The 11077-nt window shown below is 45.9% G+C and carries 10 protein-coding genes; 8 read left to right on the forward strand and 2 right to left on the reverse strand.

Features of this window, described 5'->3' with window-relative positions:
• Positions 1-402 precede the first annotated feature (402 nt).
• The gene (locus Q338_RS15385; RefSeq protein ID WP_280517545.1) at positions 403-537 is read left to right on the forward strand and encodes a hypothetical protein; all 135 of its coding nucleotides are present in this window, start codon (positions 403-405) and stop codon (positions 535-537) included.
• A gap of 101 nt (positions 538-638) precedes the next feature.
• Complete coding sequence (locus Q338_RS10385) at positions 639-1082, forward strand: DUF4189 domain-containing protein (protein WP_034295122.1); 444 nt, start codon at positions 639-641, stop codon at positions 1080-1082.
• A 24-nt stretch (positions 1083-1106) separates the two neighbouring features.
• On the opposite strand, the gene Q338_RS10390 is transcribed toward Q338_RS10385, so the two are convergent.
• Together Q338_RS10390 and Q338_RS10395 are read right to left on the reverse strand one after the other, a co-directional pair.
• On the reverse strand, positions 1107-3815 hold the full coding sequence (locus tag Q338_RS10390; RefSeq protein WP_034295106.1) for an FG-GAP-like repeat-containing protein: 2709 nt from the start codon (positions 3813-3815) through the stop codon (positions 1107-1109).
• A gap of 142 nt (positions 3816-3957) precedes the next feature.
• A complete protein-coding gene (locus tag Q338_RS10395) occupies positions 3958-5058 on the reverse strand; it encodes a hypothetical protein (RefSeq protein WP_245946705.1) in 1101 nt (366 codons plus the stop codon).
• Positions 5059-5189: 131 nt separating this feature from the next.
• Between Q338_RS10395 and Q338_RS10400 the strand changes: the two genes are divergently transcribed.
• From Q338_RS10400 to Q338_RS10425, 6 genes are read left to right on the forward strand one after another with little or no spacing between them, the layout of a single operon-like run.
• Complete coding sequence (locus tag Q338_RS10400) at positions 5190-6197, forward strand: aromatic ring-hydroxylating oxygenase subunit alpha (RefSeq protein ID WP_034295108.1); 1008 nt, start codon at positions 5190-5192, stop codon at positions 6195-6197.
• The gene (locus Q338_RS10405; protein ID WP_034295110.1) at positions 6197-6790 is read left to right on the forward strand and encodes a hypothetical protein; all 594 of its coding nucleotides are present in this window, start codon (positions 6197-6199) and stop codon (positions 6788-6790) included. Before Q338_RS10400 ends, Q338_RS10405 begins: the two co-directional genes overlap by 1 nt.
• Entirely contained in the window at positions 6787-7524 is a 738-nt protein-coding gene (locus tag Q338_RS10410; protein ID WP_034295112.1) for a hypothetical protein, read from the forward strand. The genes Q338_RS10405 and Q338_RS10410 overlap by 4 nt, the downstream gene beginning before the upstream one ends.
• Positions 7521-9050 (forward strand): GH3 family domain-containing protein, encoded by a 1530-nt coding sequence (locus Q338_RS10415; RefSeq protein WP_034295116.1) that lies wholly within the window; start codon positions 7521-7523, stop codon positions 9048-9050. Before Q338_RS10410 ends, Q338_RS10415 begins: the two co-directional genes overlap by 4 nt.
• Positions 9040-10011 (forward strand): Rieske 2Fe-2S domain-containing protein, encoded by a 972-nt coding sequence (locus Q338_RS10420; RefSeq protein WP_034295118.1) that lies wholly within the window; start codon positions 9040-9042, stop codon positions 10009-10011. The genes Q338_RS10415 and Q338_RS10420 overlap by 11 nt, the downstream gene beginning before the upstream one ends.
• A complete protein-coding gene (locus Q338_RS10425; protein WP_034295120.1) occupies positions 10008-10925 on the forward strand; it encodes a fatty acid desaturase in 918 nt (305 codons plus the stop codon). The genes Q338_RS10420 and Q338_RS10425 overlap by 4 nt, the downstream gene beginning before the upstream one ends.
• Positions 10926-11077 lie beyond the last annotated feature (152 nt).

Below are 11077 nucleotides of genomic sequence, written 5' to 3' on the forward strand. Positions count from 1 at the left end.
GCCAATTTCACATCAGCCAAATCATTGCCCACCAACACAAAATCTGCGACCGTGTCGCCAGTTTGTGGGAATTGCCCTGCTAATTCAACGGCGTTGCCGCCCAAAGTAATGTGTGCCATAAGATTGCTCTTGAGTTGTGGTTAAAAAGGGTTTTAATATAATCCAATTGCGTGTTTTTGCAAAGTGTTGGCTGTTTCAGGCAGCCTTCAGTACACGACAAAATTCATGTAGGGTGCGTATTACGCACCGAAATTTCAATTATTTGAATGATTTGGTGCGTGGTACGCACCCTACATTTTGAGTGTTGGTAAAAATTGTCGTGTACTGAAAGGCAGCCTGAAAACTTGAATTGCGCTGAAAACACCCCATCTTCACATAAATTATTTTTTAAGGAAAAACATCATGCAAGAAAACGATTTGGATTGGGAAAATTTAGATGACGCATTGGCACAATTTGACGGCGTGGTCGTGGAAGAGGGCGTAGATGTCGCCGAAGTGGAAGACGATAATTGCGCGGGCGGCGCGTGCAAAATTTAATTTTAGGCTGCCTGAATCGTGCAGGATTTGCGCTTTTCAGGCAGCCTGAAAATACAAAATCTTTGTATAATTTGATTTTATTCATACTCATAAATCAAAATATGCTTTTCAAATACACACCATTGATTCTCTGCCTGATTGCCCCGTTTGCGTGGGCAAATGACACTTATGGCTATCTTGGCTTCTGGCACAATCCCCACGACAGCCGCACCGTTCCCCAAACCAAAACCACACGAGAAAACAATAGCCTAGCCGAAGCAGAAGCCGAAATGCAGCAATTTTGCAGCCGCCACGACCAAATTCTGCCTAATGGCACAACAGGCTGTTTCGCGCTCACTCCTATACAAAACACTTGCGCTGCTGCCGCGTGGTCGCACAAACGCGGCTTAATGCGCCCCGATAATGTGTACATCGCTACCCACACCGATTTCCACCAAGTCGGCAAAATTGCCTACAAATTATGCAAACAAAACAATGGCTGGTTTGCCCGTTGCGAAGTGGAAACCGTGTATTGTAGCAGCAGCGAAATGTATCCGCAGAAATAATTTCAGGCAGCCTTTTTCAATGTTTCAATCTGTTTGTTGCACAATTTGATGGTATTGTTTTGTGCTTAATGTCAATGTTTGCGTTTGTTTTGGGTTGCCGCACCATCGTATTTCTACTTGAATGTGTTGATTAGGCAATTTCCCTAAACCAAACAATACTCTGCGGTCGCCTTGTGCCGCCAAACCATTATTGGCATAAACTTCACGTTGCTGTTTCAGGCTGTCTGCTAAAACGCGCACTTTGCTACCGTAGGCGTTGCGGGCGCACGTTGTGCCGTTGCCGACCAGTTCCAAACCGAGCCAATTGGCATCTTGGCTGTCGTTGCGGTACAACGTGGGCGCGGCGGTCATGTGGGTTACCAACAAATCGCTGTCGCCATCATTGTCAAAATCGGCAACCATCATGCCGCGTGATGTGCCTGTGTAATCCGCGCCCACTTGTTGCGCCACATCAATAAAATATTCGCCTTGATTTAAATACAAGCGGTTGGCTTCGTTACCAAAAATACAACGACCGCGCACGTCCGCCCAACGGTCAGCATAACCGTGTACATCGGGATTGGTCAGCGCGATTTGCGCGTTCCAATACCAATAATCGGGGCAAACAGTTTCTTTTTTGTCGTAAGCATCGTCTGCCATGCCGTTGGCTTGGACGATGTCCAAACGACCATCTCGGTTAAAATCGGCAAACATCGCACCCCAACCAAAACGTTGTTCATTTAAAACATTGCGTTTGGCGGCTTCATCGGTAAACATTTGGGCATCGGCTTGACCGTCTTGGCTTTGGTTTATCCATAATAGACTGCCTTCTGCTTGCAATTTTTGGTGAACATTGGAAACATAAATATCAGGTTTACCATCGCCATTGATGTCGCCCAAAGTGGCATTCATGCCTTTGTAGGTGTCGCGCCCGATGCTACCTGCATAATTGCCGCGTATGCTTTGAAAAGTTTTGCCGTTTTGATTGATGTACAGTTCGTCAGGACCAAAATCGTTGGCGATGTATAAATCGGGCAAACCGTCATTGTTCAAATCGCCTGCGCCGATTGCCATCGTCCAGCGTTTGCCTTGAAAACCGCTTTCAGACGCTGGAACGGCGCGAAATCTGCCATTGCCCATGTTTTGAAACAATAGGTTTTCATCGGCATTATTGGCATTGTGCCAACTGCGGTGCATGACATTGAACATGCGTCTATCGCCATCGTATTCAGGTTCAGGCAGCCTGAAAATACTGTAGGGAACGGGACAGTTATAATCGGGCAAATAGCGTTGCATGACATTACCAACGATTAAATCGTCCAAACCATCGCGGTTGTAATCCAAAACATTGGTGGCGGTGCTGATTTGGTAAGTGCCAATGCCTGCGGCTTCGCCTATGGACGTAAAACCCAATTGTCCTTTTTCTTTCAATTCATTACGCAATAATACGCCTTTACCAAAACCGATGCCTAATAATAAATCTTGGTCGCCATCATTGTCCATGTCAAACCAAGTTGCCGATGCCACCAAACCATTTTTTTCAGGCTGCCTGCGATACGGATCCAGTTCAGGCAAAGCAAATGGTTCAAAACGAAAACCGCCTTGATTGAGATACAGTTGGGCGCGGTCTTGTTCCGATTTGAGCGGTTGGGTCAAAAATACATCGGGCAAACCATCGTTGTTCACATCAGCAACGGCAGCGGCATCACCCACCGACAATAACCATTTGGCAATGTGTTGCATTTTAGGGTCAGTGCGTTCCCAAATATCGCCTTGACTGCCGTGCAAACCGCTTTGTGTTGCAGGAATTTGTACCAATTGAAAACCCACATCATCATTACCTGAAAAAGCATGATGACTGCGATAAACCCCCATACCCACCAACGCAATGGCTGCCACCGCCAACAGCGTTTTCAATTTTTGCACGCCTATCGCACGCCAATCGTGCGTTTCACATCGGCTTTGCCACAATAAATAAACCCAACGCAAAGTAAAAAAGATAAAACCCGCATAAAAAAGCGTGGAAAATTGTTGGAATTTGTGCAAAACCAAGTCCACCAACACAATCACCGCCGCCATACCAATTTGTCCTTTTTTGCTGGAAGGAGAAGTGGGCGGGTCGGGTATCATAAAAAACGCAAACAGATAAAATGCAGGCGAAGTAAACGCCCCCATAAACAGCGTTTCCGCAGGAATATGGTGTTGCAACAAGTAAGCACGCACAGCCACTTGCACAGCGTAAAACAACAAAAACGAGCCAATTAACCAAGCACGATACACATTCACACGCACCAACATCAACGCGGCAGTCACCACAAACGCTGCCACCGCGCCCGAACCGCCCCATTGATAAGCAGGCGAAGGCGTAATCATACCGCCACCCAACACCAACGCCGCCACAATCCCAAACAGCGAAGGGTTGTACACATGGCGACCGTTTACCGTAAACAAATGTTTGGACACCACCGCAAAAAATGGCGGCAACAAAGCTAACCACAAACCATGCGCAAAATTGGTTAGCATGGATAAACTCGTTCCCGTAATCGCTGCGCTTAAAGGAAACAATAATGTTTTACGGCGCAACAGATAATGCAACAACATATCTAAACCAACTGAAGTCAAAACAATCGCCACTACTTGCCATGGCGAACGGTTAAAACCCCAAAACAAAATGCCCAAAGTCAAAAAAGTCAGTTGCAAACCCAAAACCGCCCAGCGCGGGTCGTTTTTGGCGGGAAAAGATTCAAATTTCATGGGGTGCTTTCTTTTTACTTTTTATTTATAAAAGATGGTTGATGTGTGTTTCAGGCTGCCTAGACGTACACGACAAAAATAATCATAGTGTGCGCTACATTTTTGATTTTTCGTCTATTCAAAAACAACCCGAAACCATCATTCACAAAGCCGCTGCTTCCACAAACGGCACACGCCCGTCCAAAGCCAACATTTCATTGTCAAACTGTACCGTAAATAAATAACCACCCGCGTCTATTTTCGCGTAATCATTGAATGCAGGTAACAAAGGGTGGCGTTCATGTAATGAACCAACCAAATAATGCAAACCCTTGCCACAAGCCACACGGTAAACATGACGCAATAAAGCACGAAACACATTTAAATCATCATGTTCCACTGCCGCCAACGCCAAATAAGCGCAACGCAATATCCCACCTTGTTCGGGTAATGGCGTTAAAGACGAAAACATCGCCAAAGCATTATACATAGGACACAACCAACGCCACACCCCTTGATAATCCGCCACACGAATTTGGCGAAACGCGCTTTGTTGCCACAATGCCAACGTGCCAATAATCACCCCATCACGACACGCCAAATAAATATCGTCCATATTTAAACCACGAAAACGATGATTAAACCAATCCGCTTCACGATAATATGGCGCAAATTGAAACCGAGCATATTCACGATTTAAAAATGAAACAATCTGTGACCAATCCTGCATCGTGGCACGGCGCACCGTACAGTCAGCCTGAATTGGCGGTTTTTGCCAAGCCAATAACAACATCGGTGTATGTACCAAACCTTGCGCGTGATACGGAGGCAAACCCGCACGAGCGGAGGCAATGGTACGCAAAGCAGTTTGATTGTCTTTTAAAATCATGCTAGTGTAGATGGCATAAGGCTGTTTTTGGTGTTGTTGGCGCAAAAAATCGTAGGCGCGACGCAAATGTACGCCATTGCGATAGGCAGCCTGCACACGCAAATCCGCCAAATAAGCCAGCGAACGAATTTCACCATTGATAAAAGCAGGAAAACCATAACGCGCCCCCACTCCCGCCAATGCGCCCGTGCGCGTGTCTTTGCCAACAAAAACATCTGCCGTTTCGCCTTGCACGCTGCACGCGTCAAAATAAGATGGTTCACGACAAAAACTCACGCTGATACCGCCTTGCATGGGGTTGTCGCGCAACAATTGGCGTAAGGCTTCATCATCATCACGGCAGGCAGCCTGAAAAGTCAAATAGGGCATAATCATTACCCAATCATTATCTAGATTCAAATAAATCATTATAATATATAATATAAACATATGGCTTTTCAGGCTGCCTGCATATTCAGGACCATATCATGCTGACTCAATGATTCAATTAAAAAACAAGGAAAACCATGTCATTGCACAATTACTGGTACATTGCCACCACCGAAACCGCCGTGCGAAAAAAACCGCAGGCGGTATGCTTGTTTGGGCGAAATTATGTGGTTTTTGCTGCCGAAAACGGCAAAATCGCTGCCATGTTGGATTGTTGTCCGCATCGCAACGTCCCATTATCGGGCGGTAAAACCGTGAATGGTCGTCTGGTTTGCCCTTATCATGGTTGGCAATTTAATGGTGATGGCAAATTGGCGCATATTCCCGCCACGCCTTCGTGTTGCCCGAATGTGTGCATTCCGACCGCGCATTGTGTGGTGCAAGACGGCTATGTTTGGTTGTGTATTGGCAACCCTGTTGCTGAAAAACCTTTGTCGTTTCCCCATTTGGGCGAACAGGGTTGGACGACTTTTCGCATGAAAAAATTATTCCACGCGCCTGTGGCACAGTGTTTAGAAAATTTTTTGGATTGTCCGCACGCGGTTTATGTGCATACAGGTTGGTTTCGCAGCCCAACACGCAAAAGCACAACCGTGAAATTGCGTTGGTTGGCAGATGGCGCGGAAGCTGAATATTTAAACGAACCACGCGAAAAAAGCGTGGTTTGGAATATGTTACAGGACAGCAACAGCCAAATGCGCCACACCGACCGTTTTATTGCGCCCAATACTTCACAAGTGAATTATATTTTTTCTGATAAAAAACATTATATTATCACGTCTTCGTGTACACCCATCAGCGACACGGAAACCGAAGTGCATACCGTCATCAGTTTTAAATATGGTCGCTTGAATCCTTTGATACGGCTGTTTTTTGAACCCTTGTCGCACATCATTATCGGGCAAGACGTGGCAATGCTCAAACGCCAACACGATAATATTCAGCGTTTTGGTGGCAAAGCGCGGTTTTACACCAGCCAAGCCGATGTATTGTTGCCCGCGATTGAAGCGTGGCGCAAGGCTTTGGACGAAAACAGCCCGCCCCCGCCAGCAGGTCATGAAGAAGAACGGGAACTGTATTTGTAATGAAGCTGAATGTTTACCGTTGTTGCGCCTTGTTGTGTTTGAGTGGGGTGTTTTTGTTTCATTTTTGGCAAAATGGGTTTGCGGTACAAGGCGGAAGCATTGCTTTCCCCAAATCATTGTGGTTGGGGCTGACGGTATTTTGCTGGTTGATGATACCGCCTTTGCTGATTCGCCATAGCCAATATAGTCGTGCCAAATGGGTGTGGTGGATTTTTTGGTTGGGTATGTTGACGCGGGCTGTGGTGGAAATGTACTTGCTGTATGGCGTGCAACAATGGCATTATATTTATGGCATAGCACATGATGTGCTGAGTGCTATTGGTTTATTGTGGGGTGCGTATTGGTGTGCAGGCAGCCTGAAAAAACAATCTCCCGAAATCACACACATGGTCATCATGGCGGTGATGTTTGTGTGTGAAACCGTTTTTGCCTACTATATTTCTCATTTTAACGACCACCACGCCCACGCCAAATTGTGGTTTATTGATTGGCAAGCCGTGCATTTGCCAAATTTACTGTTTACATTGGGCTGTGAAATTGCCCTGATTTATTGGCTGTGGCGATTGGATATGTTTTTAAGGAATCCCAAATGAAACCGCTTACCACATCATTTTGTTGTCCCCAAGATTTGTCGGTTGAACAAGTTAGACAATTATTTGAATTATATGATTATTATTACGGTGGCACATCAGCAAGTTTATTTGAACACGATTTGTGTCAAAAAGACTGGATTTTATTGTTACACGGTGAACAGGGGCAAATTTGCGGTTTTTCCACGCTCAAAATCATTACCGCCCAACATCAAAACCAAAATATCCGTGCCATTTTTTCAGGCGACACCATCATTGCCCACGAATATTGGGGTAGCCAAACTTTGCCTTTGGCATGGTGCGAATTGATTGGGCGCATTGCAGCCGAGCAGCCTGAAACGCCCTTATATTGGCTGTTGATTGTCAAAGGCGACCGCACTTACCGTTATCTCAATGTGTTCAGCAAACAATATTTCCCCAATCGCAAAATCCCTACACCACCCGATGTTCAAAGCCTGATTCATCAATTGGCGCGGTCATTATTTGGCGAACATTATTTGCCCGAACAAGGTATTGTTCATTATCCACAATCACGCGGTTATCTCAAACCAAAATGGCACAACCCCAGCACCGCCAGCAATCCCGAAGCGCGTTTTTTTGCCGAACGCAATCCTCATTTTGCCGATGGAGACGAATTGGTTTGCCTGACTTTATTGCGTGAAGACAATTTGAAATCTTTTGCTTTACGCGGTTTTCAGGCAGGCATCGCGCAAGGCAGCCTGAAAGATAAATCATGACCGCCACCGCTATTGCCCGTCTTACCGCCCCAGCATTACAGGCATTTCAACAAGCTTTAGAACAACCTGAACAAACTCAATCCATTATTTTACAAAATATTATTCTCCACAACCGCGACACCGTTTTCGGTAAAGAACACAGTTTTACGGACATTCACAATCCTTGTGATTTTGCTCGCGCCGTGCCGATTCGCCAATATACCGATTTTGCCGATGCCATTAATCAAACCGCAGCAGGCAAAACCCATTTACTGACCACCGAAAATGCATGTCAATTTGAAGAAACAGGCGGTTCAACTTCAGGCGCGAAACTCATTCCCTACACACCTTCATTATTGATGGCATTTCGTCAAGGCGTACACGCTTGGTTGGGCGATTTGGCAAAAACACGCCCCAAAGCGTTTTCAGGCAATCTGTATTTTGTCATCAGCCCTGCGGCGCGTTCCACAGAATGCACATCGGGCGGCATACCCATTGGTTGTGGCGATGATTTACAATATTTGGGCGCTGATTTGGCAAAGATTTTGCAAACACAAACGCTGTATCAACCCGAATTAACGACAGCACAAAGCGCAACAGAATGGCACATTCGCACCGCTATTTTGTTGGCAAAACAGGAAAATTTAAGCTTGATTTCAGCATGGAGTCCAACTTTATTATTACAATTATTGCATTGCCTACACCAGCAACAAGACAAAATTTTGCCCCAAATTCACGATAAAAACCGCCGTCAAACCGTTGCGCGTGCGCTTGCAGCGAGTGTGCCTGATACCCGTTTATTGTGGTCGCGTTTAGACACGGTCAGTTGCTGGGATAGCCACACCGCCACCGCGCCCGCCGAACAATTGCGCCAATTATTGCCACACGTTCATTTGCAAGGCAAAGGTTTGTTGGCAACCGAAGGCATTGCCACTATTCCGTTTTCAGGCTGCTTTTTGCCTGCGCTGACTTCACATTATTTGGAATTGGTGGACGAAAACGAAAACCTGATTCCCTTAACTGAATGGCAAGCAGGACAACGTTATCGTTTGATTTTGACCACACAAGGCGGTTTGTATCGTTACGATACCCAAGATTGGTTGTTGGCAACGCCATCGCCTTATGCGCGTGTGCCGAATTTGTGTTTTGTCGGGCGCGGTAATTTATACAGCGATTTGTGTGGCGAAAAATTACACGAAGCCTTTGTCGCCCATGCTTTGAGTCAAATAACTGAAAATATTGATAATAAATTAGGTAATTTGTTTGTACAAGGCGTGCAATTGCCCTTGCCACATTATGTTTTGTGGGCAGATGAGCGGGCGGTTTTGCCTAATCACTTGGCGCAAAATTTGGATACGGCATTGTGCGCCAATCCACAATATGCTTATGCGCGACAAATTGAGCAATTGGGGGTATTGAAAGTGTGCAGGTTGCCTGATGTGGTGGCGTATGCAACACGTTTTGCCAAAAATCGCGTTCTGGGCATACAAAAATTGCCCTTACTTTTGCCCGTTATTAACCAAATGGAAACGCAAAATGACAAGTGAAGATTGGAAACATTATCCACAAACATGGTATGCCATTACTTTAGATAACTATTTGAAAAAAGGAAATATTTTATCAGGTCAATTGGGTGGTTTGGCGTATGTCGTTTACCGAGACCATGCAGGTAGCCTGCACGCAATGGACGCTTTTTGCCCACATATGGGGGCGCATTTGCAAAGTGGTAAAGTGTCAGAAAGTGGCATTGTATGTGGTTTACATGGTTGCACAGTTGAACCAGACCGCCCTCTTTCATCATCAACGCACACGCCATGCAACCTGAAAAACCGCGCTTGGTTTTGTGTGGCGCGATTTGGTTTGATTTGGTTGCATCCGCCTGTTGCCGATGGTGTGATGCCGCCATTGCCGTTTGCCAGTCTGCCTGAAAACAATTTAATTTGGACACACGCCACGCGTCGCATTCATGCTGATTGGCGAGCGATGATTTGCAACGGTTTTGACATTGCCCACATGAAAACCGTTCATCAACGCGAAGTCATCGGTGAACCCCAATTTACTGTGTTACCTGAAAACGCTTTGCGTATGGATTATCAAACGCGGGTGTTGCCCAAAGGCGGTTGGTCTAGCCGTGTGATGCAAAAATTATCAGGCGGGCGAATTGTGTTGAGCCATACTTGCTGTGGGAGCGCGATTTGTGTCAACAGTCAGGTGGGCGCGTTTAATACGGTTGGGATTTTTGCTTTATTGCCACAAAATTCGCCCGATACGCCCCCCGAGTTGCGCCACACACAAGCGTTTGCTGCCATAGCTGTCCCCAAAACCGTCAAATGGGCAAAACTGCAATTGTATTTAGCACGTTGTTTATATTTGGCATTTTTGCGTAAAGATTTTGATGTGGTGGAAAAAATGCGTATGCGTTTGGACGGTGTGAACGATGTGGGCGTGCGTGCCATTGCCGCGTTTCAAGCGACTTTGCCCGAAATAGATGGGGGAACATCAATATGAAAACCAATCAACACAAACCATTTGGTTTGAATATACTGATTTTATTGATGGCAATGTCCTTGAATATCAGTATGTTGTACATAGCCAGTCATGCAGCGTGGTGGTGGGCGTTGTTGGCGGCGGCGGTGTTTTCGTTAAGCAATAATACAGTTTTTTCATTATTACACGAATGCGTACACGGCAGTTTTGCGCCATCGGCATCGGTAAACCGTTGGTTTGGGCGTTTGACGGCGGCTTGGTATCCAACAGGCTTTGCTTTACAAAAAGCCTTCCACATTGAACACCATCAACACAACCGTACTGAAAGCGAACAATTTGATATTCTCCACCCCAAAGACGTGCGTTGGCTGAAATACGCGCAATGGTATGCGATTTTCACAGGGGTGTATTGGGCGGTAAATGCGTTGGGGGCGATTGTGTATTCGCTCACACCCGTGGCTGTACGCGTGTGGTTGGTCAAAACTTTTGGCAAACAAGGCAGTCTGCAAAGTGGTGCGGCAAATTATATTGGCACGATTGACCGTTTATCGCCTTTTTCATCACGTTTGGAAGTGGGCGCGACTTGGTTATTTCAGGCAATTTTGTTTGTGAGTTTGGATTTAAATGTGCAAGGCTGGCTGTTGTGTTACGCAGCGTTTGGTTTGCAGTGGAGTTCTCTACAATATACTGACCACGCCTTTTCGCCATTGCACCGTGAAGATGGTGCATGGAATTTGATTGTCCCCAAATGGGTAAGACTATTTTTCCTAAATTACCATTACCATCAAGCACATCATCAACACCCTGAAATCTCATGGCTTTATTTGCCGCGTTACGCGCAATATGGTGTGCGCTTTTGGACGGTTTGGCGACAGTGTATTACAGGTCCTAAACCGATAGACAAATTGCCCGAAATCCCAATAGAAAAATTGTGATTTCCCCCTTCTCTCATCTTTACAGGCAGCCTTTCAGTACACGACAAAATTCATGTAGGGTGTGTATTACGCACCTAAATTTCAACTATTTGAATGGTTTGGTGCGTGGTACGCACCCTACATTTGGGGTGTTGGTAAAAATTGGCGTGTAC

This window comes from Alysiella crassa DSM 2578 (assembly GCF_000745955.1).
Classification (GTDB): Bacteria; Pseudomonadota; Gammaproteobacteria; order Burkholderiales; family Neisseriaceae; genus Simonsiella; species Simonsiella crassa.

Bases quoted from the DNA above. Each gene is read 5' to 3' on its own strand.
- Q338_RS15385 (WP_280517545.1), top strand. From the start codon at position 403: ATGCAAGAAAACGATTTGGATTGGGAAAATTTAGATGACGCATTGGCA.
- Q338_RS10385 (WP_034295122.1), top strand. From the start codon at position 639: ATGCTTTTCAAATACACACCATTGATTCTCTGCCTGATTGCCCCGTTT.
- Q338_RS10390 (WP_034295106.1), bottom strand. From the start codon at position 3,815: ATGAAATTTGAATCTTTTCCCGCCAAAAACGACCCGCGCTGGGCGGTT.
- Q338_RS10395 (WP_245946705.1), bottom strand. From the start codon at position 5,058: ATGATTATGCCCTATTTGACTTTTCAGGCTGCCTGCCGTGATGATGAT.
- Q338_RS10400 (WP_034295108.1), top strand. From the start codon at position 5,190: ATGTCATTGCACAATTACTGGTACATTGCCACCACCGAAACCGCCGTG.
- Q338_RS10405 (WP_034295110.1), top strand. From the start codon at position 6,197: ATGAAGCTGAATGTTTACCGTTGTTGCGCCTTGTTGTGTTTGAGTGGG.
- Q338_RS10410 (WP_034295112.1), top strand. From the start codon at position 6,787: ATGAAACCGCTTACCACATCATTTTGTTGTCCCCAAGATTTGTCGGTT.
- Q338_RS10415 (WP_034295116.1), top strand. From the start codon at position 7,521: ATGACCGCCACCGCTATTGCCCGTCTTACCGCCCCAGCATTACAGGCA.
- Q338_RS10420 (WP_034295118.1), top strand. From the start codon at position 9,040: ATGACAAGTGAAGATTGGAAACATTATCCACAAACATGGTATGCCATT.
- Q338_RS10425 (WP_034295120.1), top strand. From the start codon at position 10,008: ATGAAAACCAATCAACACAAACCATTTGGTTTGAATATACTGATTTTA.